Annotated in this window: 17 protein-coding genes; 10 read left to right on the top strand and 7 right to left on the bottom strand. The window is 68.5% G+C overall.

Annotated features, from left to right (window positions below; all coding sequences use genetic code 11):
* Positions 1 to 43 precede the first annotated feature (43 nt).
* A complete protein-coding gene (locus ACYR7D_RS01095) occupies positions 44 to 1,513 on the bottom strand; it encodes an aldehyde dehydrogenase (protein ID WP_459547767.1) in 1,470 nt (489 codons plus the stop codon).
* A gap of 311 nt (positions 1,514 to 1,824) precedes the next feature.
* Here ACYR7D_RS01095 and ACYR7D_RS01090 point away from each other — a divergent pair, with 311 nt between their 5' ends.
* From ACYR7D_RS01090 to ACYR7D_RS01065, 6 genes are all read left to right on the top strand, one after another.
* Complete coding sequence (locus tag ACYR7D_RS01090; RefSeq protein WP_459547766.1) at positions 1,825 to 3,030, top strand: cytochrome P450; 1,206 nt, start codon at positions 1,825 to 1,827, stop codon at positions 3,028 to 3,030.
* Entirely contained in the window at positions 3,031 to 3,831 is an 801-nt protein-coding gene (locus tag ACYR7D_RS01085) for an SDR family oxidoreductase (RefSeq protein ID WP_459547765.1), read from the top strand.
* Positions 3,832 to 5,055: a cytochrome P450 gene (locus tag ACYR7D_RS01080; RefSeq protein ID WP_459547764.1), complete on the top strand. Its 1,224-nt coding sequence runs from the start codon at positions 3,832 to 3,834 to the stop codon at positions 5,053 to 5,055.
* Positions 5,052 to 5,537 (top strand): glutathione peroxidase, encoded by a 486-nt coding sequence (locus ACYR7D_RS01075; RefSeq protein WP_459547763.1) that lies wholly within the window; start codon positions 5,052 to 5,054, stop codon positions 5,535 to 5,537. The genes ACYR7D_RS01080 and ACYR7D_RS01075 overlap by 4 nt, the downstream gene beginning before the upstream one ends.
* Positions 5,538 to 5,763: 226 nt before the next feature.
* Positions 5,764 to 6,966: an MCE family protein gene (locus ACYR7D_RS01070; RefSeq protein WP_459547762.1), complete on the top strand. Its 1,203-nt coding sequence runs from the start codon at positions 5,764 to 5,766 to the stop codon at positions 6,964 to 6,966.
* A 259-nt stretch (positions 6,967 to 7,225) separates the two neighbouring features.
* A complete protein-coding gene (locus tag ACYR7D_RS01065) occupies positions 7,226 to 8,335 on the top strand; it encodes a protein kinase family protein (RefSeq protein WP_459547761.1) in 1,110 nt (369 codons plus the stop codon).
* A gap of 589 nt (positions 8,336 to 8,924) precedes the next feature.
* On the opposite strand, the gene ACYR7D_RS01060 is transcribed toward ACYR7D_RS01065, so the two are convergent.
* Both ACYR7D_RS01060 and ACYR7D_RS01055 read right to left on the bottom strand, forming a co-directional pair.
* Positions 8,925 to 9,860, bottom strand: a complete 936-nt coding sequence (locus tag ACYR7D_RS01060; RefSeq protein ID WP_459547760.1) for a TauD/TfdA dioxygenase family protein — start codon at positions 9,858 to 9,860, stop codon at positions 8,925 to 8,927.
* Positions 9,861 to 9,969: 109 nt separating this feature from the next.
* Entirely contained in the window at positions 9,970 to 10,740 is a 771-nt protein-coding gene (locus ACYR7D_RS01055; protein ID WP_459547759.1) for a deoxyribonuclease IV, read from the bottom strand.
* Positions 10,741 to 10,850: 110 nt separating this feature from the next.
* On the opposite strand from ACYR7D_RS01055, the gene ACYR7D_RS01050 reads away from it, so the two are divergent.
* The 4 genes from ACYR7D_RS01050 to ACYR7D_RS01035 all read left to right on the top strand — a co-directional run bounded on the left by ACYR7D_RS01050 (position 10,851) and on the right by ACYR7D_RS01035 (position 17,981).
* A complete protein-coding gene (locus ACYR7D_RS01050) occupies positions 10,851 to 12,203 on the top strand; it encodes a serine/threonine-protein kinase (RefSeq protein ID WP_459547758.1) in 1,353 nt (450 codons plus the stop codon).
* 93 nt (positions 12,204 to 12,296) lie between these two features.
* Positions 12,297 to 14,225 carry a serine/threonine-protein kinase gene (locus ACYR7D_RS01045; protein WP_459547757.1) on the top strand — a complete coding sequence of 643 codons (1,929 nt, stop codon included), beginning with the start codon at positions 12,297 to 12,299 and terminating at the stop codon, positions 14,223 to 14,225.
* Positions 14,226 to 14,527: 302 nt separating this feature from the next.
* Entirely contained in the window at positions 14,528 to 15,304 is a 777-nt protein-coding gene (locus ACYR7D_RS01040) for an ABC transporter ATP-binding protein (RefSeq protein WP_459547756.1), read from the top strand.
* A 163-nt stretch (positions 15,305 to 15,467) separates the two neighbouring features.
* Positions 15,468 to 17,981 carry an ABC transporter permease gene (locus ACYR7D_RS01035; RefSeq protein ID WP_459549957.1) on the top strand — a complete coding sequence of 838 codons (2,514 nt, stop codon included), beginning with the start codon at positions 15,468 to 15,470 and terminating at the stop codon, positions 17,979 to 17,981.
* A gap of 16 nt (positions 17,982 to 17,997) precedes the next feature.
* Here the strand turns inward: ACYR7D_RS01035 and ACYR7D_RS01030 are convergent, their stop codons facing one another.
* The 4 genes from ACYR7D_RS01030 to ACYR7D_RS01015 are packed head-to-tail and all read right to left on the bottom strand — an operon-like array spanning position 17,998 to position 25,419.
* Positions 17,998 to 19,167, bottom strand: a complete 1,170-nt coding sequence (locus ACYR7D_RS01030) for a VWA domain-containing protein (RefSeq protein WP_459547755.1) — start codon at positions 19,165 to 19,167, stop codon at positions 17,998 to 18,000.
* Positions 19,164 to 21,479, bottom strand: coding sequence for a DUF5682 family protein (locus ACYR7D_RS01025; protein WP_459547754.1), 2,316 nt, complete (start codon positions 21,477 to 21,479; stop codon positions 19,164 to 19,166). Before ACYR7D_RS01025 ends, ACYR7D_RS01030 begins: the two co-directional genes overlap by 4 nt.
* Entirely contained in the window at positions 21,476 to 22,582 is a 1,107-nt protein-coding gene (locus tag ACYR7D_RS01020) for an ATP-binding protein (RefSeq protein WP_459547753.1), read from the bottom strand. The genes ACYR7D_RS01025 and ACYR7D_RS01020 overlap by 4 nt, the downstream gene beginning before the upstream one ends.
* Complete coding sequence (locus ACYR7D_RS01015; protein WP_459547752.1) at positions 22,579 to 25,419, bottom strand: SWIM zinc finger family protein; 2,841 nt, start codon at positions 25,417 to 25,419, stop codon at positions 22,579 to 22,581. Before ACYR7D_RS01015 ends, ACYR7D_RS01020 begins: the two co-directional genes overlap by 4 nt.
* Between the last annotated feature and the right edge of the window lie 8 nt (positions 25,420 to 25,427).

The following is a 25,427-nucleotide window of genomic DNA, read 5'->3' as shown; positions in this document are numbered from 1 at the left end:
TCCTCGCTGATTGGGAAAGCTTGGCTGGAAGTGTTTTCGCGGGCTACCGGGCGGTGGCGACGAGTTTGGTCTCCAGGTATTCCTCGAAACCGGCGACACCCATTTCGCGGCCGATACCGGACTGCTTGTACCCGCCGAACGGTGCGTCCGCGCTGTACCACATACCGCCGTTGACGCCGAGGGTTCCGGTCCGTACCCGGTCGGTCACCCGGCGGATCCGTTCGGGATCGCTGCCCCAGACCGCGCCGGACAGGCCGTAGGGGGAGTCGTTGGCGATTCGCACGGCGTCGTCGTCTCCGTCGTAGGGCAGTACCACCAGCACCGGACCGAAGATCTCTTCCTGGGCGGCCTTCGCGCCGTTGTCCAGATCCGCGATCACGGTGGGTTCGACGAAGAAACCACGCTCGTGTTCGGCGGGACGGCCACCGCCGGTGACGATACGTCCGCCGTCGGTCCGGGCGCTGTCGATATAGCCCAGTACCCGGGTGCGCTGACGGTCGGAGATGACCGGACCACAGACGGTGCCGGGATCGGTGGGGTCGCCGGGCCGGATACCACCCATGGTGACCGCCGCGGCCTCGAGGGCCTCCGCGTAGCGGGCGCGCGGTACCAGCAGGCGGGTGGCCAGGGCGCAACCCTGGCCGGCGTGCACACACAGCGAGAAGCCGGCGTAGCTCACCGCGGTGCCGAGGTCGGCGTCGTCGAGCACGATGAACGCCGATTTACCGCCCAGCTCGAGGAAGGTCTTCTTCAGATTGGTCGCCGCCGCGGCCATCACGGCCCGGCCGGTGTTCGTGGAGCCGGTGAAGCTGATCAGATCGACCCGCGGATCGCCGGCGAGTTGGGCGCCCAGGCCGTGGTCGGCGGAGGTGACGATATTGAGCACCCCGGGCGGGATATCGGTCTCCTCGGTGATGATCGAACCCAGTGCCGCCGCGCACCACGGCGTATCGGGCGCCGGCTTCAGGACCACCGTATTGCCCGCGGCCAGTGCCGGACCCAGTTTGGCCAGGTTGATCTGGTGCGGGAAGTTCCACGGCGTGATCGCCCCGACCACCCCGACGGCTTCGCGGCGGAGTACGCGATGGGTACTGATCCCCATGGGCGCGGCTACGCCCAGATCGGTTTCCCACTCGTAGTTCGCGGCCAGCCCGGTGGCGAAGCCCAGATCCTCGATCGGCCCCTCGAGCTGGGGGCCGCTGGTGAACATGACGGGTGCGCCCACTTCGGCGACGGTGATCTCGCGGAGTTCTTCCGCGTGTGCTTTCAGGGCGGCCTGTAGCTGTTCCAGGCAGCGCACGCGGAATGCGTGATCGCGGGACCAGCCGGTTTCGTCGAAGGCCGTGCGGGCGGCGGCGATGGCGGCGTTCATATCGGCGGCGTCGGCGTCGGCCGCGGTGCCGATGCTCTCCTCGGTCGCCGGGTTCACGTTCTCGAACACGCCGTTACCGCCGGCGAGAAGGCTGCCGCCGATCAGCAATCGGGAACCGTCGCCGGGCAGAAGACTGTTCATGGAAGACCCCAATACCGTCTGGACAGGTGTTTGGAATATAGTCCGGACTCTTTCGGGAGTGCAAGAACGGGTTCTATCGTCGGCGCTCCTTGTCGATCGTGCCGGATATGCCGACGAGATGGAGTGTGAATCGCACCCCGCTGTCCGGATCCTTACGTATCGGAATGTCTGACCAGTAATTTCTGGTGCGATCATTGTCGCGGGGACGTGCCGCTGGTACCGTCCAGACACATGTCCAGCTATGTGTCTCCTCTTCGTGGCCGGCGAGCCGCGCCCAGTGAGAACTCGTTATCGAAACAACGGTGGATCCGATGACGGCCGCATCGTTGGAGCCGGTGACGTTCGATCCGTACGACTACGCCTTCCACGAGGATCCGTACCCGACGTACGCTCGGCTGCGCGCGGAGGCACCGCTGTACTACAACGCGGAGCTCGGCTTCTACGCCCTGTCCCGGCACGCCGACGTGATGAACGGCTTCCGCGACGCCGCCCGGCTCTCCAACGCCAACGGGGTATCGCTCGACCCCGCCGCCTGGGGACCGAACGCCCATCGCACCATGTCGTTCCTGGCCATGGACGATCCCCGGCATATGCGGATGCGGCGCCTGGTGTTCAAGGGATTCACCCCCAAGCGGGTGGCGGATATGGAGACACGTATCCGGGAACTGACCCTCGAGTACCTGGAGCCGGCCCTGGCACGCGGGGAATTCGACTGGATCGAGGATTTCGCCGGCAAACTGCCCATGGACGTCATCTCCGACATGATGGGTGTACCGCCCGCCGATCGTGCCGAGATCCGCCGCATGGCCGATCTGGTCATGCACCGCGAGGACGGCGTGACCGATGTACCGGACGCGGCGATCGAGGCCTCGCTGAATTTGGTGGTCTACTACTCGAACATGGTCGCCGAACGCCGCGCCGCCCGGACCGACGACCTCACCTCGGCGCTGCTCGACGCCGAAATCGACGGCGATGTGCTCACCGACGACGAAATCATCGGATTCATGTTCCTGATGGTGGTCGCGGGTAACGAGACCACCACCAAACTGCTCGGCAACGCCTTGTACTGGGCCGGCCGCAACCCCGGTGAGTACGCCAAGGTCGCCGCCGACCAGGAGCGGGTCCCGGACTGGGTCGAGGAAACCCTGCGCTACGACACCTCCAGCCAGATCGTCGCCCGGACCGCGACCGAGGACCTCGAATACCACGGCGGGGTGATTCCCGCCGAATCCAAGGTGCTCCTGCTGATCGGCTCGGCCAACCGCGACGCCGAGGCCTTCGACGATCCCGACACCTACGATCTGGACCGTTCCCGGAAAGGTAATCTCGCCAGCTTCGGCGCCGGTGTGCATTTCTGCCTCGGCGCTCACCTGGCCCGGCTGGAAGCCACGGTGGCGCTGCGCGAATTCGCCGCGCGCGTCGCGTCCTACCAGGTGCGCGAGGACGGTATCGAACGCGTGCACTCGAGCAACGTACGGGGCTTCGCCAGGCTCCCGATCTCCGTGGAGGTGCGGTAGATGCCCCGGTTCGACCCCCACCCCGAGAAGCGGCCCACCATCGTCGCCGGTGCCTCCTCCGGGATCGGCGCCGCCACGGCGGTGGAGCTGGCCGCCCACGGACATCCGGTGGCGCTCGGCGCGCGCCGGGTGGAGCTTCTGGAGGAGCTGGCCGGCAAGATCCGCGCCGACGGCGGAACGGCATTCGCGCACCGGCTCGATGTCACCGACCAGTCCTCGGTCGACGAGTTCGTGGCCGCGGCCGAGGCGGCGATCGGACCGGCCGAAATCCTGGTCTCCGGTGCCGGCGATATCGAGTTCGCTCTCCTCCAGGAGATGGACCCCGCTGACTTCGCCCACCAGGTGCAGATCCACCTGATCGGTGCCCACCGGATGGCGCGCGCGGTACTGCCCGGCATGGTCGGACGCCGCCGTGGCGACGTGGTACTGATCAGCTCCGATTGCGCCCCGGCACCGCGCCCGTGGAACGGTGCCTACAGCGCGGCCAAGGCCGGGGTGGAGGCCATGGTGGCGCAGTTGCGGATGGAACTCGAGGGCACCGGTATCCGGGCCTCGCTGGTCCGGCCCGGCCCCACCGTGACCGGGATGGGAATGAATGCCTCGCCCGAGGTCGTGGGGCCCCTGCTGGAGTCCTGGCAGACCTGGGGATTCGCGCGGCATCCGTACATGTTGCGGGCCACGGATCTGGCCCGTGCGGTCTCGACGGTCGTCGGCACCCCGCGCGGCGCGCATCTGGTGCTGGTCGAAGTGCAGCCGGAAGCCCCGCTACGGCCGCTTCCGGAGGAAGGGAAGGATTCCTAGATGACAACAGCACTGCCGCCGGGTTTCGACTTCACCGATCCCGCACTGTGGGCCGACCGCAGCCCCGTCGAAGAATTCGCGCTGCTCCGGCGGACCGCACCGGTCTGGTGGAACGCGCAACCGGATGAGACCTCGGGTGGTTTCAACGATGGCGGATACTGGGTGGTCAGCAAGCTGGCGGACGTCAAGGAACTCTCCCGGAATCCGGAGCTGTACTCGTCCCAGCAGAAGGGGGCCATCGTCCGGCTGCCCGGCGATATCACCCCCGACCAGATGCAGCTCACCGGTGCACTGCTGGTGAACATGGACCCGCCGAAACATTCCAAGGTGCGGCGGATCATCTCCAAGGGGTTCACGCCCCGGGCGGTGGAAGGGTTGCGGGCGGCGCTCACCGATCGCGCGCATCGGATCGTGCACGAGGCGAAGAAGACCGGCGGTGGGGATTTCGTCACCCAAATCGCCTGTGAACTGCCCCTCCAGGCGATCGCCGAACTCCTCGGGGTGCCCCAGGCGGATCGGCGCAAGGTGTTCGACTGGTCGAACCAGATGCTCAACTACGACGATCCCGAATACGGTGATCCGACCGTGGCCTCGGCGGAGATCCTCGGTTACGCCTGGAACATGGCCGAGCAGCGGCGGACCTGTCCCACCGACGATATCGTCACCCAGCTGGTGAACGCGGATGTGGACGGGGAGGGCCTGGCCTCCGACGAATTCGGTTTCTTCGTCATCCTGCTCGCCGTCGCCGGTAACGAAACCACCCGTAACGCCATCACCCACGGTATGAAAGCGTTCGTGGACCATCCGGAGCAGTGGGAGCTGTACCGGCAGCAGCGCCCGCGTACCGCGCCGGACGAGATCGTGCGCTGGGCCACCCCGGTCACGGCCTTCCAGCGCACCGCCACCGCGGATCATGTCCTGGGCGGCCAGGAGATCAAGAAGGGGCAGCGGCTCGGACTGTTCTACAGTTCGGCCAATTTCGACGAGGACGGTTTCACCGACCCCTTCACCTTCGATATCCTGCGCGACCCCAACCCGCACGTCGGATTCGGGGGCACCGGCACCCACTACTGCGTCGGCGCGAACCTGGCGCGGCTGGAAATCGACCTGATGTTCAACGCCATCGCCGAGGCCATGCCCGGCCTGGAATCGGTATCCGATCCGGTACGGTTGCGATCGGGGTGGATCAACGGGATCAAGAGTTGGCAGGTGCGCTACGAATGAACGTCCGAGATATTCCGGTGAACACGCTGTCCGGATCGGCTTCCACGCTCGGTGATCTGGTGGGCGACCGGGTCGTTCTGCTGGTCAATGTCGCGTCGAAATGTGGGCTGACGCCGCAGTACACCGGGCTGGTCGAATTGCAGAACACCTACGGCGACCGCGGTTTCAGCGTGGTCGGGTTCCCGTGCAACCAGTTCATGGGGCAGGAGCCGGGTAGTGCCGAGGAGATCGCGGAGTTCTGTTCCACCACCTACGGGGTGGATTTCCCGCTGCTCGAAAAAGCGGATGTGAACGGCGAGAACCGGCACCCGCTGTACCGGGAGATCATCGATACTCCCGATGCCGAGGGCGCCGCCGGTGATGTGCAGTGGAACTTCGAGAAGTTCCTGATCGGGCGAGACGGGGTGGTGGTGGGACGTTTCCGCCCCACTGTCACTCCCGATGCCGACACGCTCGTCGCGGCCATCGAAAAAGCCCTGTAGTCCGTGCCGTAACGGCTTATGATCGAGGCCCGCTCACTCGGTGAGCGGGCCTTTTTCGCTTTCTACCTGCGTAAATGGTGGTATACGGCGGAATCCGGACGCAATCGGGGAAAACCACCCGGCCGGATTGCCACCTCCATAACATGGACAACTGTCTGGACATAAATCCGGTTCGGTGTGGTACGGCGAGGTGCCCACCGTACGAGGCAGGTGAGTGGTGGTACCGATGCACAACCGGTCCGATCGGCACACGACACTGCACACGGTCTGGCGGGCCGTGCGGTACAAACTCGCCGCGCTGGGCATGGTGCTGGCCCTGGTCCTGGCAGTGGGCCTCTCCCTCACCATGTTCTTCGGTGGTTTCACGCCGGAAAAGCAGGTGGCGATCCTGGTCCCGCGCAGCGGCCTGGTGCTGGACCCCGACGCCGCGGTGAAATTCCGAGGCGCGAGAATCGGCCGGGTCGGCACCGTGGAGTCGGAGAACGGGCAGGTGCGGCTCGAACTCGAGCTGGACCCCGACCTCATGCGTCTCGTACCGGGCAACGCCGCAGTGGATATCCGCTCCACCACGGTCTTCGGCGCCAAATACGTGAACTTCGTCGAACCGGCCCGGCCCGCCGGCCGACTGCAACCCGGCCAGGTGCTACGCGGTGAATCGGTGACGGTCGAATTCAATACGCTGTTCGAACACCTCACCGAGGTGCTGAACATGGTGGAACCCGCGAAACTCAACGCGACTCTCACCGCACTCGGTACCGCGCTGCAGGGGCGCGGCGCGCAACTGGGCGAGCTGCTGGTGAACGCGGACCGGCTGCTACGCGAGATCAATCCCTCCCTGCCCGCGCTGCGCCACGATTTCCGGGCCGGCGCCGCGGTCACGAACCTCTATGCCGATACCGCCCCCGGCCTGCTGCGCACGGTGGACAACGCGACCGCGCTCAGCGACACCCTCACCGACAACGAACAGAACTTCGACACGCTGCTGCTGGAGACCATCGGCCTGGCCGATACCACCGGCGCGGTGCTGGGGGAGAACGAGCAGAACCTGGACACCGCCCTGGACCTGCTCCGCCCCACCACTGAACTGCTCGATACCTACAAACCCGCGCTGTACTGCGTGGTGCGCGGTATCGCCGAGGCCATGCCGCTGGCCGAGGACCTGTTCGGCGGCCGCAATCCTGGGGCGTCGTTCAACGCGAGCTTCATGTACGGCGCGGAAGCCTACGAGTACCCCAACGATCTACCGAAGGTGAACGCCACCGGTGGGCCGCGCTGCCAAGGCGTGCTGGACCGTGTCCCGGGCAGCCACGCCGACTATGTGGTGACGGATACCTCCGAGGTCAACCCGTTCGTCCCGTCCACCCGTATCCACCGGAACCACCCCACCGTCTTCGAGATCATCTTCGCCGGTATGCCGGGAATGCGCTGACGAGGGTTCCGGGAGGTCCCCGACGGAGCCGGGGTGGTACCGGCCGGATACGGAAGGTTCGCCGAATACTGCCGACCGGTTGATCGGGCTCAACCGCAATCAGCGGGACCGAGGGAGCTACGGTGCTATTGTCCCGACGGGTGCCGAGCGAGGGATGCGACAGAGCGGACCGGGTACAGGTGGTGATCGCCGGGGTGCCGAAGGTGGGCGCGTTCGATCCGGCCACAGGTGAGCTGCCGTGAGTCGTTCTCATGGCCGAATGTGTGCGGAGGTTCGTCTGGACAGCAGGATTTTCGACGTGCTCCGCCGGATCACCGACGGTATGGCCGATCAGCTCTCCGGGGCTGTGGCGCGGAGTTATCACCTGTTCCTGCACAATCTCCGTGCTACGGAGCAGTTGTCCGAGGCCGCCCGGCGCGGTGGACAGCAGATCGAGCGGGCGTACCAGCCGAGTGCCGCGGAGCGCGCACTGCGCACATTGAGCCTCGACAAACCGGCGCGGATCCAGCAGGGCGTCGGTTCCAGCTTCATGGGACGCTCCCCCGGGGGCGTCCGCACTATCTACAAACCCTCCTATCTGGAGACTTTGATCGACCCGGACAGCATCCATCCGGTGCGCTACGGGATCCCTCGCGGTTACGGGCAGCACGCGGCGCGGGAGACCGCTGCCTACCGGGTGGACGAGGCCCTCGGGTTCGGTCGCGTGCCCCCTACCACGCTCGTCGAGAAGGGCCCGTACGGCCCCGGGTCGAATCAGATGTGGATCCCCTCATCACCCGGTCATGCGGCGGCGGAGTGGAACCGGCGCACAAAAGAAGAGCGGAAGGCCGCGGACGAGGTGTGGGACAACACGTTGTCGGGCGAAGAGCGAGCCGCCATATACGATGAATGGCTACGCCCGAACAAAAAATACCCGCAGGTGCAGCGTGAACAGATGGCAGTTCTCGACTATGTCATCGGCAACACCGACCGCCATTGGGGCAACTACCGTACCGATAGCCACGGGGATATCGTCGCTATCGACCACGCGTTCGCGTTTCCCGAATCACCCGATTCCCGGTTCGGTATACGATCCGATTTCGTCAGGGAATTTCGTGACAAGGAGCTCAGCGCGGAGGTCGTGGACAGTGTGCGCGCCCTCGATATGGACGAGCTGCGGACCGCCCTGCTGGATACCGGTCTGAGCGATAAGGCTGTCGACGGTGCCCTCGACCGGCTGATGGAGATACGCACCGAGGGCAAGATCACCGGCGAGAACTGGCCCGGGGAAATCGTAGGTGCCCGAGAGATCGGGATACCCATGGCCGAAACGAAGCCTACGGCAGCCGCCGAGACCGCCCCGATCCAGGAAGGGTGGATCGAGTTGTAGAAGAGATGATCGGACAGCAGGAAGCGAGGCCGGGTCATCAGCATGGCCGGGTACTCCCCAGGTTGCCGTCGGCGTACCCCGGCATCGCGACCGGCCGTCGCCGGCCGGTCGCGATGGGGGACCGCCCGTCTAGGCGGAATCCTCCGGCCGGGACGGGCCGGGGCGTACGCACATGACCCCGCCGCACGGTTTGTCCGTGGGTGCCGCCGGGTTCGGGTGCACGGTGGGGCGCCGGTGCGCGGGGGCGCGCAATTCGGCCCGGCTGCGTCCACGGGGACCACGGGCGGTACGACGCCGCCTCACCAGGCGGCCCCCGGGCCGTGCTGCGGGGTGGCGGGGGTGGCTGCGGTAGTTCTCGTCACCGCTGTACAACGCTGCGAACGGGGGTTTTCGTTACTGTCCGGGCCGGCCCCGGAAACGCCCGGTGCCGCGCTGGGCGAACCTGTCGGTGGCCACGTGCTCATAGGCTCAGTCTGGCTGATACCCCCGATGCCGTGCGCACCCGGGGCTTACCCGGCACCCGCACGAGCACGGTGCGCACCGGCGGGCACGGCCGCACGGCGGCGGCGCGCCGATGCGCACCGGCAGCTCAGGAGGCCAGGCGCCGCGGCTGCTCGACCACCGAATAGTGCTCGGCGTTCCCGGTGAGCACCGTGCTGGGGCGGCCGTCGACACCCACCGGGATATCACCGGCGAGGGTGATCCGGGTGAGGCGGCGCGGCCGGTTGTCGTAATCGTTCACCGCGTAGTGCTGGGTGGCGCGGTTGTCCCAGATCGCCACATCACCCGGTTCCCAGTTCCAGCGCACCGTGTTCTCCAGCCTGGTCACGCGGTCTTGCAGGAGCTGGAACAGGGTCTGTGATTCGGTGGACGAGAAACCGGCGAAATTCCGCACGAAATGACCGAGCAGCAGGGCACGCTCCCCGCTCTCCGGATGGACCCGCACCACGGGATGCTCGGTTTCGTACAGGGTCGACTCGAACTCGGCCCGGTGCTCCCGGGCCTTACCGTCCGGCTGTTCACCGTGCCGGCCCACATAGTCGTAGACGTTGGTGTGCACCGCGCGCAGGTTCTCGGCCAGTTGCCGCAGCGGGGCGGGCAGCGATTCATAGGCGGCGACGGTGGACGCCCAGGTGGTGGAACCACCGTACGGGGGCAGGACGACCGCCCGCAGGATCGAGGCCTTCGGAACCCGGTCCACGAACGTCACATCGGTGTGCCAGCTGTTGGCGCTGCCGTACTCGGAGTCGATGGCCAGGGTTTTGTCGCCGTGCGAGGTGACCGTCGGATGGGGGGTGGTCGGGCTGCCGAGCAGTCGCGCGAACTCGTACTGACCGTCCTCGGTGAGGTGGTCCTGACCGCGGAAGAAGATCACCTTGTGTTCCACCAGCGCCTTGCGTACGGCCTCCACCACGGCGGGACCCAGATCGCCGCTCAGGCGTACCCCCTCGATCCGCGCGCCGATCCGGGACCCGAGGCGGGCAACGGTGGGAAGAGCGGCGGGAGTGATCTTTTCGGATGACATGGTGCACCTCACGGGGTCGAGAGCGGATGGTGTATCGCTCTCTGGAGCACACCATCGACCCCGCGGGCCGACCAGGTTTGCGGTCGCGTTGATCACAACGCCGCGGTCGTCACCCCAACTTCTCGCGCAGATAGGCCAGATCGTCGGCCAGCCCCTCGGCCGGGGTCTCCAGCACCACCGGGGCGTCGGCGGTGCGGCACACCTCGGCGAGCAGTTCGGGATCTATGGTGCCGGTGGCGAAATTGGCGTGCCGGTCGGCACCGGAATCGAAGGCGTCCCGGGAAGAGTTCAGATGCACCAGATCGATCCGGCCGGTGATCGCCCGAATCCGTTCCACCGCGCCGACCAGGTCTTCCCCGCCGGCCCAGGCATGGCAGGTGTCCAGGCAGAATCCGGCCCCGTAGTCGCCGACGGCGTCCCAGAGCCGGGCGATGGTATCGAAATGCCGTGCCATGGCGTGGTTTCCACCCGCGGTGTTCTCGATCAGGATCGGTACCGCGAAACCGCCCTTGTCCTGCTGGCGTTCGAAAAGCTTGCGCCAGTTGACGAACCCGGCCTCCATCTCGTCGTCGGAGCGCACATGCCCACCGTGTACCACCAGGCCGAACGCGCCGAGATCGGCGGCGGCCCGGGCCTGCAGGGCCACCGCGTTACGCGAAGGCATCCGCAGCCGGTTGTTCGTACTGGCCACGTTGATCTGGTACGAGGAGTGCACCACCACATCGATCGGGCTGGCCAGGATCTGTTCGGTGGCCGGATGCGGCTGGGGTTTGTCCCAGCTCTGCGGGTCCACCACGAACAGCTGTACGACATCGGCGCCGAGCCGCTCGCCGTACCCGATCGGGTCGCTGTCCGTGCGGACGTGTGCTCCAATGCGCATGAGGTCAGACTATCGGCACCGAACGACAACCAGGCCTCGTGTTGCGCCCGGGCGGTGCGGGAAGATACACCGGAAGAATCGTGTACGACCCGACGAGGGGGAATTCGGCGATGCTCGAACCTGGTGACGACTTCGCGGGCTATGCGATCCGGCGCCGGCTGGGGGTCGGCGGTATGGGGATGGTCTTCCTCGCCAGGCATCCGCGGTTGCCGCGGCTGGTCGCGCTGAAACTGCTCAACCCGCAGCTGTACTCCGACCGGGAGATCCGGCGGCGGTTCGAACGCGAATCCGAACTGGCCGGCCGCCTGGAACACCCCAATATCGTCACCGTCTACGACCGCGGCGCGGAGGGCAGGCAGCTGTGGATCTCGATGCAGTACGTGCCGGGATCGGATGCCTCCCTGGTGGACCTGCATGTGCTCGATCCGCGGCGAGCGGTGCAGATCGTCACCGATACCGGTATCGCACTGGATTTCGCGCATGCCAACGGGGTACTGCACCGGGATGTGAAGCCGGGCAACATCCTGCTCGCCAAACCGCCCATCGGGCAGCCGGAACGGGTACTGCTCACCGATTTCGGCATCGCCGGGGTCCGGGATGCCGAAACCACCATCGCCGCCGCCGATACCATCACCGCGACGCTGGCGTACGCGGCGCCGGAACAGCTGACCGGTGCGAAACTCGACCACCGTGGCGACCAGTACTCCCTGGCCTGCACACTGTTCTGGCTGCTCACCGGGTCCGGCCCGTACCGCGGTAACAATCCCGCCGAACTCATCCAGGCCCACCTGACCGCGCCGATCCCCCGGGTGAGCCGCATCCGGCCGGGGTTACCACCCGCGCTCGACGAAGTACTGATCCGGGCGTTGGCGAAGAACCCGGCCGACCGGTTCCTCAGCTGCACCGAATTCGCCGTGGCGGCCCAGCAGGCGCTGCGCGCGGGGCGCGGCGGGCGGGGCCCCGGCGTCCGGTTGCGGCCCGGCCCGCGGCGTCCGGGCCCGCCGATACGGCAGGCCGGTCCCGGACCTGCCCCCGGTTCCGGGGAGTTCCGGCAGCCCGGGATGCGGGGGGCGCCGCCGCACCGGTCCGCCGAATACCGGCAGCCGGGCACGGTCACGCCGGGATACGCCTCCGGCGGATATCGCGCGCCCGATCAGGATGCCCCTACGTACCGGTCCACCGAATTCCGGCAGCCGGGGACGGGCGGCCGGCGGCCCGGCCCCGACAGGCCCGCTCCCGGTGGGAACGATCCGCGCCCGGCACCCGGCGGCCGGCGACCGGCCGTACCGCCCACCGGGTACCCGGTGGGCGGGGGAAGCGATCCGCCCCCCGCCGACGCGCGTCGTCCGGGCCCGGCCGAACCGGCGGTGATCGATCTGCCCGCCTTCCGGCGCCGGCCCGGGGGAACAGCGCCGTTACCGGAGGTACACCGGCCGCCGCCGAGCGGCGAGGACCGGGCGTGATATCCGGCGCCGAGGCGCGTCCGGAGACGGGTACGCGGACGGCGAGAACAGTCGGCCCGGTATCGACTGCTGCTATGGTTTCGGTGATTTCGCGTGTCCGGACCACGTCCGGTCACGCTTTTCGTCTACGCTTGCGCGCCGGTGGGTCCCGGTGGCGCGGCGGGAATTGGAGTGGACATGCTGGCCAACGGCGATGTTTTCGCCGGCTATGTCATCGACCGGCAACTGGGCCGGGGTGGGATGGGCTCGGTCTACCTGGCGAAACACCCGCGACTGCCGCGGATGACGGCGCTGAAGCTGCTGAACCGGGAGATGTTCTTCGACAAGGAGGTGCGTGCCAGATTCGAACGGGAGGCCGATCTGGTCGCCCGGCTGGACCACCCGAATATCGTCACCGTCTACGATCGCGGGCTCGAAGACGAACAGCTGTGGATCTCGATGCAGTACATCGACGGTATCGATGCCGCCTCGGTGGATCCGCAGAAGCTGCCGCCGGAACGAGCCGTGCAGATCATCGCCGAAACCGCCGCCGCGCTCGACTACGCGCACGGTATGGGGGTGATGCACCGGGACGTGAAACCGGCCAACATCCTGCTGGCCCGGTCCACCGGTGGCCGCGGGGAACGTGTCTATCTCACCGATTTCGGTATCGCCCGCCTACGCGACGACACCGGACATCTCACCCAGACCGGCACCTTCACCGCCACCCTGGCCTATGCCTCGCCCGAGCAGCTCACCGGCGCCGACCTGGACCACCGGTCGGACCAGTACTCGCTGGCCTGTTCGTTGTACTGGCTGCTCACCGGCAACGGTCCGTTCACCTCCACCAATCCGGCGGGGGTCATCCAGGGGCATCTGCAGTCACCGCCGCCGTCGCCGAGCGCGGCCCGGCAGGGGCTGTCCCCCGCCCTGGACGCCGTACTCGCCAAAGCGATGGCCAAACGGCCCGACGACCGCTTCGCCTCGTGTAGCGAATTCGCCGAGGCGGCCAAACAGGCGCTGGCCTCGCCCAGCTCTCCCGGTATACCGCTGGCCGCTCCGCCGACCGCGGTGGCGCCGAGCTATCAGCCCGGGGGGTCGTACAGCAGCGGCGCGAATCAACAGTACCCGAGTACCGCGGCGCCCCAGCCGTACCCGAGCGGCACCCAGGCACAGCCCTACGCCAGTGGTATCCAGGGCCAGCCGTACCCCAGCGGCGCTCAGCAGGGCCAGCCGTACCCCAGCGGTTTCCAGCCACAGGCAGGGGCGATGGGCAGCGATGCGCATCAGCAGCAGTACGGGCCCACCCACGCCTATCCGAACCCGGTCGGGCAGTCGTTCGGGGGCGGGACGCCGGGCGGTTACACCCAGCCCACCAGCTACCCGCAGCCCGGGATGGCTCCGCTCCAGCAGGGCCCGCAGGCGCCGAAGTCGAATACCGGGCTGATCGTGGCGATCTGTCTCGGTCTGGTGGTGCTCATCGGCGTCGGGATCGGTGTCGTGGCGCTCGCGACCAGCGGCGGTGACGACTCCGGCGGTACCACCGCGTCCGGTAGCAGCAGCTCCCAGAGCGCTGCCGCTCCGGTGCCGGCGACCGCCGATTCCATCAGCAAGGAGTTCCCGCGGCTGGTGCCCGCGACCACCGCCGAGGAAATCGGCTACAACGGCGCGAACTGCTGGGAAACCGACAGTGGCTACACCCCCAGCCCGGATGACGGCGAACCCGATTTCGGTACCTGGGCCTGGCAGTGGCGCTGCTACGGCGGTAACAACAACGACGACCCGTTCTACCGGATCTACGTCTACAAATCCGCCGCCGATGTGGAAGCCGTGGTCAAGAAGCTGCCCGCGACCGCCGAGAAGTCCAACGACACCAACGGCGACCGTACGTACACCAACTACAAGTACGACAGTGACGGCCCGAAGATGGTCACGGTGTTCACCAACCATCCGGAGCGGGCGCAGTATCTGATGTACACCGACGGAATCGTCGGCACCATCCCGGAGATGCTGAACTGGTGGAAGGCGGCTCCGCTGAACTGATCCACGCCGAAGACGGAGAGGGCCCGCGTGGGCAGGCCTCCGGAACCCCGAAGCCGCCCGTTCCACGGGCGGCTTCGTCGTTCGCGGCCCCGTACGGGCCGCCCCGGCGGGCCGGTCGAAGCGCGCGGGCGGACCGTCTCGACCGCCGCCCCGATCTCCGGTCATCCGCGGGTTCGGTCGCCCGGCGCCGCGGGGACGACCGGCGGTCATCCGTATCGGGTACCCCGTGGCTCCTGTCGGGATATCCGGTCTCAGGGACATCCCGTATGGCGCCACCGCACGGCACCCGACAGACTGGAGCCATGACTGCTCACGCTGTCGACACGGACACGGCCGCACCCGGCACCTCGTCCGCCGTCGCCGCCGGTGCCATCGAACTGACCAAGGTCTACGGATCCGGGGATACCCGGGTCACCGCGCTGGACGCGGTAACCGTCGATTTCGCCCGCGGTGAGTTCACCGCCATCATGGGGCCTTCGGGCTCGGGGAAATCGACGCTCATGCACTGCCTGGCCGGACTGGACGCGGCGAGCTCCGGGCAGGTCCGTATCGGTGATACCGAACTCACCGATCTCTCCGACAAACAGATGACCGCCCTGCGCCGCGACCGGGTCGGCTTCGTCTTCCAGGCATTCAACCTGGTGCCGACGTTGACGGCGCTGGAGAACATCACCCTGCCGCTCGATATCGCCGGCCGGGCGCCCGATGCGCAATGGCTGGACACCGTGCTCGAACGGCTCGGGCTCACCGACCGGCTCGGCCACCGGCCCAGCGAGCTCTCCGGCGGACAGCAGCAGCGTGTGGCCTGCGCGCGGGCGCTGGCCGGCAAACCGGAGATCATTTTCGGGGACGAGCCCACCGGTAACCTGGACTCCCATTCCTCGGGAGAGGTGCTGTCCATTCTGCGGGCCGCCGTGGACGAGTTCGGCCAGACGGTCGTCATCGTCACCCACGAGCCCACCGCCGCCGCGTACGCGGATCGGGTGGTCTTCCTGGCCGACGGGCAGATCGTCGACGAAATGCGCGATCCCACCGCCGACTCGGTACTGGACCGGATGAAAGCACTGGAGGTCCGGTGAGCCGTCATCCGTACAGCAGCTCGCCGGTCCGGCCCGGATACGAGATGTTCCCGCGAGACAGCACAGGCCCGGTGCGGCAGCGTGCGTGCAGCGGCGGCGCACCGGGTGAACCAGGGCGTAGGACCCCGCGGCCCACAGGGGGCGAATAGTGGCCGCACATCCCATGCGCACGGTGGCCCTGCGCAATCTGGCCGCGCACAAGGTGCGGCTGGCGCTGACCCTGTTGTCGGTGGTGCTCGGGACGGCGTTCATCGCGGGCTCGTTCGTTTTCACCGATACGTTGCAGCGCACCTTCGACGGAATCTTCGCCGGCGAGGCCAAGGGCGTCGATGTGCGGTTGAGTCCCGAAGAACGGCAATCGCTGGGAATCCCGCAGGAGGTGGCCGACACCGTCGCCGCCATGGACGGGGTCCGCGCGGTGGCGCCGGGGATCGAGGGCACGGTGGTGCTGCTCGACCCCACCGGTGACAAAGCGGTGCAAACCGGTGGCGCGCCCAGCGAGGGCCGGGCATTCGTACCGCCGGAGCGAGCGGTCGCCGAACCGGATCCGTTCGTCGCCGGAACACCCCCGGCCGAACCGGGACAGATCGCGCTGAACACCACCGCGGCCGAGCGAGCCGGTCTCACCGTGGGGCAGCGCACCAAGATACTCGTTCCCGCGCACGGCGCGCCGATCGATGTCACTCTCACCGGTATCTACGAGCCGGCCGCCGATACCGGTGGGTTCATCGGCGTGCAGTTCAGTGAGAGCCAGGCCCGGGAACTGTTCACCGACGGCGCCCATATCGCCTATCTCGATATCGCGACCGAAGGGATACCCGCCGATACGCTGCGCGACCGGCTCGCCATGCTCTATCCGGACTACAAATCGCAGAACGGCGATCAGGTACGCGCGGATATGAAGGCGCAGCTCTCCGAGGCGCTGAACTTCCTGAACTATTTCCTGCTGGCATTCGGCGCGATCGCGCTGATCGTCGGCACCTTCATCATCTACAACACCTTCTCGATGCTGGTGGCGCAGCGTCTGCGCGAACTGGCGCTGCTGCGGGCGGTCGGTGCCAGCAGTGGGCAGGTGGGACGGTCGGTCGTCGGTGAAGCACTGATCATCGGTGTACTCGGCAGTGTGCTCGGGCTGCTGGCGGGGATCGCTCTCGCCTACGGGCTCGCCGCGGTGCTGAACGCCTTCGATCTGGGACTGCCGACCGGCCGGATGGCCGTCCTGCCGCGTACGGTCCTGGTGGCGTTCGTGGTCGGTTTGCTGGTGACCGTGGTGAGTGCCTACGCACCCGCGCGCCGCGCCTCCCGGATCCCGCCGGTACAGGCCATGCGCGAGGAGTTCGCCTCGGCCGGCGATTCCCTGCGCTCGCGGACGATCGCGGGCGCGGCCCTCGCGGTCGTGGGCGTGGTTTTCGTGGTGCTGGGTGCCCGCCGGACCGGCGGCGGCGCGGCGGCGGTGGTCGGCGTGGGCGCACTGGCCCTGATTCTCGCGGTCCTCTTCGCTTCGCCCGCCCTGTCGCGGCCGGTACTGGCCGGACTGGGCTGGGTGATCCGGCCCTTCGGTCCCGTCGGGCAGATGGCGCGCAACAACGCGATCCGTAATCCGCGGCGCACCGCGGCCACCGCCTTCGCCCTGACCCTGGGGCTGATGCTGGTCACCGCCATCGGAATGCTCGGGGAATCGGCGAAGGTCAGTATCTCCCGGGTGGTGGATCAGGGTATGGAGGCCGATTACGTGCTCGCCGGGCCCCCACTGATGGGTGTGCCGGCCGGCGCGGCCGCCGCGGTACGCACGCAGGTGCCCGAGGCCGCCCAGGTGGTGGCCCTGCGCGGGGTGGCGCTGAAGATCGGTGACGACGACGAGTTCGGCTCCTCACCGGACGGGCCGCTGAACGAGGTCGTGCAGATCGAGATGATCAGCGGAACCTCGACGTTCGGCGATTCGGAGATCCTGCTCGGCGAGGACGAGGCGAACGAGCACGGGGCCGGCCCCGGTGACCGGATCACGGTGCAGACGCTGGACGGCACCGAGATCCCGCTGACCGTGGCCGGGGTCTACGCGGACACCCAGGTACTGGGGCCGCTCATCGTGCCCCCGGCGGTCTACGAGCGGGCCATGCCGGTGTCCCTGCGCGCCGACGCCGCGGTACTGGTGGAGGCGCGGCCGGGAACGGATCTGGCGGCCATGCGCACCGATCTGGAACGCGCCACCGAGGAATTCGTGATCGTCCAGGTGCAGAACCGCGAGGAATTCAAGGGTGAGAGAGCGAAACAGATCAACAATATGCTGGCCGTCCTGTACGGCCTGCTGGCGCTGGCGGTGGTGATCGCGGTCCTCGGCATCGTCAATACGCTGGCCCTGTCGGTGGTGGAACGGCGCCGGGAGATCGGCATGCTGCGTGCCGTGGGTACGCAGCGCGCACAGGTCCGGCGCACGATCTACCTGGAATCCATGTTGATCGCGGTATTCGGTGCGGTGGTCGGGGCGATCCTCGGGCTCGGTCTGGGCCTGGGATTCCTGCGGACGCTGCGCGATCTGGGCCTGGAAGAGATCGCGGTGCCGTGGAACCAGTTGGTGTACATGCTGATCGGCTCGGCGGTGGTGGGCGTACTGGCGGCGCTGTGGCCGGCGGTCCGGGCCGCCCGCACCCCACCACTGGCCGCCATCGCCGATCTGTGAGTTCGGTGCGTACGGGTCAGTGCTGATCGCCGGCCCAGTGCCGGAGATCGCTCCGATCCAGCGCCTGGGCCAGCAGATCCGGGAACCGGTCCGGGGTACAGGCGAACGCGGGAACGCCGAGCGCGGCCAGGGCGGCGGCGTTCCCGCGATCGTAGGAGGGAGCGCCGTCGTCCGAGAGGGCCAACAGCACCACCACCTGCACCCCTGACTCCTTCATGGCGTTGACCCGGCGCAGCATCTCCTCCCGGACTCCGCCCTCGTAGAGGTCGGAGATCAGGAAGAACAACGTATCCGTGGGCCGGGTGATGAGCGATTGGCAGTACGCGATGGCCCGGTTGATGTAGGTGCCGCCGCCGAGCTGGGTGCCGAACAGCACATCGACCGGATCCGCCAATTTCTCGGTGAGGTCCACGACCTCGGTATCGAAGACCACCAGCGAGGTCCGCAGGGACCGCATGGATGCCAGCACCGCACCGAACACCGATGAATAGACCACGCTGGAGGCCATGGACCCGGATTGATCGATGGCCAGGATCACATCCCGCTGCACGGCTTGGGCGCGCCGGCCGTAACCCACCAGCCGCTCGGCGACGATGGTGCGCCGCTCCGGCAGGTAATTGGCGAGATTCTTACGGATGGTGCGGTCGAAATCGATATCGCGAGGTTTGGGCCGTGAGGTCCGCGCGGCCCGGTTCAGCGCTCCGCTGACGGCGGCGACGGTGCGGTTGGCGATACGTTCCTCGATCTCCTTCACCACCTTGGTGACCACCATCCGGGCGGTCGCCTTCGTGGTCTCCGGTATCACCCGGTTCAAGCTGAGCAGGGTGCCGACCAGATGTACATCGGGTTCCACCGCCTCCATCAGTTCGGGCTCCAGCAGCAGCTGGGTGAGGTTCAGCCGCTCGACCGCGTCGCGCTGCATGACCTCGACCACCGTGGAGGGGAAATATGTGCGGATATCGCCGAGCCATCGCGCGACCCGGGGCGCCGAGCCGCCGAGGCCGCCGGACCGCTCCCCGCCGTCCCGGCCGCCGCTGTCGTAGAGCGCGCCGAGAGCTTTGTCGCAGGCGTTGTCATCGGCACCGGTGAGCGCACCGAGCGAGGGCTCCGCGGCCGAACCGAGGACCAGCCGCCAGCGGCGCAGCCGGGCCTCCTCCGGAACGGATTGCGGTGCGGTGGTGTTCATACGGGCACTCCCAGGAGGTCGGTGACGGTACGCAGTACGAGAGCGCCGCGCTCGGTATCGGCGCCGGTCGCGGCGGCGGCGGTCGCGGCCGGGCGGCCGTCGCGTACCGCTTCCCCGATCGCGCGCCGTTCACCGGATTCGAAGGCGCCGAACGTCCGGCGCAGCAGCGGGACCACATCGAGGAACTGGTCGTCGGTCAGACCGGCCAGCCAGCCGTCGAGAAGGGTCAGCAGGGCCCGGTCGTGCACCAGTACCAGGCCCCGGCCTCCGACGAAACCGTCGATCCAGGCGGCCTTGGCGGCGGCGGTATGCCCGATCGACAGCGCCGCGGCCAGCCGCCGCGCCGCCTCCTCGGCATCGAAGCGGCCCGCATCACACAGCAGCCGTACCGCCCGGCCCACCAGCACGCCGTGTACATCCGGGCGGTCGGCCAGCCGTGTCAACGCCCGCAGCCACATCTCGGTGGATTCGGTGTGATCACGTGTGTGTACGGCCGTGGTGACGGTTTCGAGCTGGTCGCGCAGCGCCGCCGCGGTATCGTCGCCCAGCCCGGTGACCGCGGCCGGTAGTCCGGCACAGATACGGACCAGCATGCTGTCGGCCACATGGACCAGGGCGGAGGTATCGGTCCCCCGGACATCCCCGTAGCGCAGGGTGCGCAGCAGACCGGGCAGCGCGGCCAGCAGATGAGTCGTATCGTGGTCGACCGCCGCGGCCGAACCCAGACGTTCGATCAACCCGTCCAAGGCGCCCGGCAGGTCGGCGAGCAGCGCGAATTCCAGCGCATCGGTGAGCTGGGTGACCCCGCTGTCCGGCTGGGCGGCGATATCGAGGATCTTCGCCTCGGCCGCGGCGCGCACGGTGGTGCCCCAGCGGGCCGCCTCGATCACCCGGACCGCGAATTCCGGCTGCCAGCGCAGTTCCCAGCTCTCCCGGAAGGTACCGGTGGACCGCACCGCCCCGGTGGCCGGTGAACCCCAGGGCACGCCCAGCAGTCGCAACCGGTGCAGCAGCTGGGATTTCGCGATATCCCGCTCTTTGCGCAGGTCCAGGTCCAGGGTGCGCGCCAGCGCTTCCTGTTTCATCCGCAGCGTACGCAGCTGAGCGCGCAGATCGGCTTCCAGCGGTACGGTCGGCGCCTCGGCGGGAACCGTGCCGAGCGCCTCACCCACGACGAGTTCGTCGTCGACCAGCCGCAGCATGGTTTCGTCGCCTTCGCACAGCACGGCCCGGGTGGCCTCGGTGACCTCGGAGAGCCCCGCCAGCGGACGGGTCCGCAGCGCGGCGAGGGTTTCGGCCAGCCGGACGGCCTCGATGACATGGGCGCTGGACACCGGCAGATCGTGTGCCCGCAGTACACCGGCGGCTCTGGTCAGCCAGGCGGTGACGGGCCGCTGGGTCTCGGTGAAGAGATGGTGGTACCAGCCGGGGGAGGTGACTCCCGCCCCGTACCCGGACGCCGCGGCGAGCCGGGAATGGGTCCAGGGCACCCAGGTGAGCGCGGCCTTCACCTTGGGTAGACCCTTCAACAGGCGCAGATCGGCGGCCGCGGGCCCCAACGGCTCCTGCAGGGCGGGCGCGTGCCACGCACCGCAGACCACGGCGATCCGGCGCGCACCGTCTCTACGCGCTTTGCGCAGGACCTGGCGCATATATGCTTCCCGGACGAGCGTGTGCCGGTCGAGCACCAGCGGCCGGGGCCGACCCTGTTCCCCGGTGTCGTGTTCCGGAGCGGAGTCCACCGGATCGGTGTCCGCGGCGGCCGAGGTGCCCGGCCCGGAATCTCCGGTGTCGTCCGCTTCCACCACCGCGCTCTCCCGCAGCGCGGTCATGGCCTCGGTGATCGCCGCGAAGGTGCCGGTATCGGACGTGGATTCGACCACCGCGTCCCACCAGCGCTCCGGGTCGTCGTAACCGCCCGCCGCGGCGAGTTCGCCGAGCGGGTCACCACCGCGGTCGTTGTCGTCCATCGCCAGCACGTGGCCGGCGGGCAGATCGCAGAACCGCACCGGGACGCCGTTGCCGACCGCGTACCGCAGCGCCTGCCATTCGGGGGAGAACACCGCATACGGCCAGAACGCGGCCCGCGCCGGTTCATCGGCGATATAACCGAGCAGGGCGACGGGCGGGGTCATCGTCTCGGCGGCCGTATGCACCACCAGCGGGTCCGCGTCCGCCGGACCCTCGATCAGCACGGTATCGGGACGGAACTCCTCCAGCGCCAGGCGTAGCGATCGGGCCGAACCGGGCCCGTGGTGCCGGATACCGTAGATCCGGGTCGTACCGGAATCGTCCGCGGTGGCGGCGCTCATCCGTTGATCTCCCGGCAGGCCCGGTAGAAATCGGACCATTCCGGCCGTTCCCGGACCACGGCCTCCAGGTATTCGGTCCACACCACCGAATCGGCGACCGGGTCCTTGATCACCGACCCGATCACCGCACCCGCGATATCGGAAGCCCGCAGCACACCGTCACCGAAATGCGCCGACAGCGCCATACCGTTGGTGATCACGGAGATGGCCTCGGCGGTGGACAGCGTGCCCGAGGGCGATTTGAGCTTGGTACGGCCGTCCGCGGTGATACCGCCGCGCAACTCGCGGAATATCCGGACGACCCGGCGCACCTCCTCGGCCGCGGCCGGGACCTCGGGCAGTTCCAGCGCCGAGCCCAGTTGTTCGACCCGGCGGGTGACGATATCGATCTCGTCGGCCTCGCTGCCGGGGAGGGGCAGTACGACGGTGTTGAACCGGCGGCGCAGCGCCGAGGACAGATCGTTCACGCCGCGGTCGCGGTCGTTGGCGGTGGCGATGAGATTGAAACCCTTGGCGGCCTGGATCTCGATCCCGAGTTCCGGGACGGGCAGGGTCTTCTCGGACAGAATGGTGATCAGGGCATCCTGCACATCCGACGGGATGCGCGTGAGTTCCTCGAGCCGGGCGATCGCGCCGGAACGCATGGCGGTGAGGATCGGCGAGGGCACCAGCGCGCCGTCGCTGGGCCCCTCGGCGAGCAGCCGGGCATAGTTCCAGCCGTAGCGGATCGCCTCCTCGGCGGTGCCCGAGGTGCCCTGCACCAGCAGGGTGGAGGAGCCGCTGATGGCGGCCGAGAGATGTTCGGAAACCCAGGTTTTGGCGGTTCCCGGCATACCGAGCAGCAGTAGTGCGCGATCGGTGGCCAAGGTGGCGACCGCGACCTCCATGAGCCGGCGCGGGCCCACGTATTTCGGGGTGATCACCGTGCCGTCGGCCAGGGTGGCACCCATCAGATAGGTCACCACCGCCCAGGGCGACATGGCCCAGGAGGGCGGGCGCGGCCGGTCGTCCGCGGCGGCGAGAGCCCGCAATTCGCCGGCGAATGCCTGTTCGGCGTGGGGGCGCAGCAGTTGCCGGGCGGGTTCGGTTTCGATGGTGGTCACTTGAGCTCCTCGAGCATCGCGGATCGTTGGATGAGGTCGTGGGCGAGCAGCTCGATCGCGGCGGCCCAGTCTTCGGCTTCACAGCGACGGGCCAGTGCGGAGACCTCGCTCGCGTATTCGGGTGGGAGATGGAGTGCGATGGTGTGCAGTAGCGAACGGTGGGCACTCGGATATGTCCCCGGCGCGCCGCGCCGCCGGGCCGCGGTTCGCGCTCGTTCCTCCACCAGGTGCAGCAGATGCCGCGCGAGTTCCGCCGGCCAGGGGCGAGCCACTCCGGCCAGCAGGGATTCCAGTTCGGACAGCCAGGAGGTGTCCAGCCGCAGCAGATGCCGCACCTGTCCGGCGGGCGGGATCAGCGCGAACAGTTCCGGCCGGCGCAGGATCGCCAGGTTCGACGGCATCCCCTCGGCGAACAGCGCCTGTGCCCATACACTGTCGCGCTGTGCCAGGGCGGCGTCCATCCAGCCGTCGAACAGCGGCTGCCGGAATCTATCCTCGACCCGGGCCGCGACGGCCCGTTCCGGGGAGCCGAGACGATCGGCCCAGTAGCCCGGCGGCAGCGCAGCGGCCAGTTTCCGTAACCGGGTCGCGGTATGGTCGGGCTGCCCGTTCCAGCGATAGCCGAATTCCGTCGTGCTGTCACCGAAACCGTCGCGTAGCGCCGCCTCGTCGAGTGTTTCCGGTATGCCGACGGCCAGTTCGGGCGGCTGCCGCGGGTCGTCGTCCACGCATTTCACCCAGGTGGCGGCGCGGGTGGCCATCCGGTCGGCGAAAGCCGAACCGGGCAGCCGGGCCAGGAGTTCCGCCGCTGTACGTCGGACGTCCCCGCGCCGATCGCTCAGTGCCCGCTCGAGCAATTCCTCGTCGCCGGGACCCAGGCCGTCGGCCAGTACCGCCAGCAACTCGGCTTTCGGTGTACCGGATTCCCGCGGCCACGCCTGCGCCAGCGCCTCCCGGGCCGCGGTGGTGTCCCGGCGGCGCAGCGCTCTCAGCCACTGGAGACGTTCCGGCGGCAGGCCCAGCCGCCATGTTTCCGCGCTGGGTTCCGGTTCGGTGGTATCGCGCCGGACCAGGCCGTGCCATTGGGGCATCTGCCCGGCCAGCCAGCGGCCCCGGGCCCCCGCCAGCCGCAGAATCGGTTCCCGTGATTCCTTGTCGTTCGAGGCGAACCGGAGAAGCTGCCCCACCAGCCGGTCCGGCGCGCGGTAATCGTGCGGCCGTGCCGCGGCGAACCATTCCGGCAGGAACTCGGGTCGTGTTTCGATCAGCAGGGCCAGCCGGTCGGCCGCCGCGCGGGGGAGCACCGGCCGCGGATCGTCGGCGGCCGGATCCGCCGGTACCTCCACTCGGCTCGGTAGACAGCCACCCCGCGACCAGGCTGTTTCCATAGCGGCGGTTTCCAGCAGCCGATACGCGGCATCACGATCGCCCAGTGCCGCGGCGGCCGTGGCGACCGGACCGGGCAGTCCCGGCAGTGCCACGACCCCCCGCGCCGTACCCAGCAGTGCCGCCGACGCGGTCTCCGGAGTGGCGGCGACCGCCGGGTGCGCGGTGCCGGCGACCGGACCCACATCATGGAATTCCGCTGCCGCCAGTACGGAGATCGCCTCCAGCCGCCGTCCGCTCCAGGTGCCGAAAACGGTGACCGGCCGGCCTCCGGAGAGCGCCAGCAGGCGCCATGGTTGCGCGGGGGTCGCCAGGGGCAGCGCCGTTCCGTCGGATTCGGCCAGCCACCAGTCGGAACCGTCGTGTACCGGCGTTACGCCGTGGAGCAGTACCGGCCAGGACTCCAGCCACGGGTCGGCGGCGGCCGCCGCGGCGAAGCCGGTCAGCGCGTCGGCCACGGTGCCGGGCGCGGCGGTGAATTCGTCGGGGGCGGGTGTCTGTGCCGCGGCGGCGGTGTCCGCGCCGTGGCCGACCACCGCACGCAACGCGAGCGCGCCGGGGTAGTAGTGCAAGGCGGTCTCCCGCGCCAGGCCGAGCGGCGGCAGATGAGAGGGAAAGGAAGGCGCACCGTGCGAGTGGTCCAGGATCAGTGCCCAGCGGCCGGTGCGCAACCCGTACAACCAGGTGCGCCGGGTGTGCAACCGGTCCTCCTCGGCCGTGCGCACAGCAACCGTCAGCCAGCGATCGTGTACGGCCGGCTCACCGTGTACCGACTCGGCCGGGACCGGGTAGCCGATATGAGCGCGGACCGTTGCGGCCATGGGGGCGGGCAGCGTATCCAGCTTCGTATGCGCGACCGCCAGCAGGTGTAGCCAGGCGAATCGGCCCAGTACAGCCTCGGGCCAGCCGGCCTGCCCGGTCGACATCGCCGGCAACCGGCGCAGCGCGGCGGCCACCCCCGGCGCCTGTGCGTCCACCATCCGGGCGGCGACCGCTTCGAACGCGGCGTACGAGCGATCCGTCTGGGCCAATCCTGTGCGGACCTGATCGGCCAGCCAGGTGTCGAGCTCGGACAACCCCGCCGCGACCCGGTGCTGCCGCTGCTCGGTGGTCGCCGGATTCTCGGTACGCGGTTTCTTCGGCGCGCTCGCCTTCTCCGCCCGGCGCCCGATCCACTCGGCGGCGAAATCGGCGGTTTCACCGGTTTCGGCAACCGTGCCGGCGGACCAGTTCATCAGCAGCGAGAGTGCGTGTTTACAGGGGAACTTCCGGCTCGGGCAGGAGCAGCGGAACGCGGGACCACCCAGATCGACGATCGTCTGGTACGGAGTCTTCCCGCTGCCCTTGCACAATCCCCACAGCGCGGTGCCGGACCAGCCGGAGTCGGTCCATTTCCCGGTGAGCTTGCGTGCGGCGGTGAGCGAACTCGCATCCGGTGCGAGTGCTGCCACCTGGTTTC

This window comes from Nocardia sp. X0981 (genome assembly GCF_977089955.1).
This window is presented reverse-complemented; position numbering and strand designations above follow the sequence as displayed.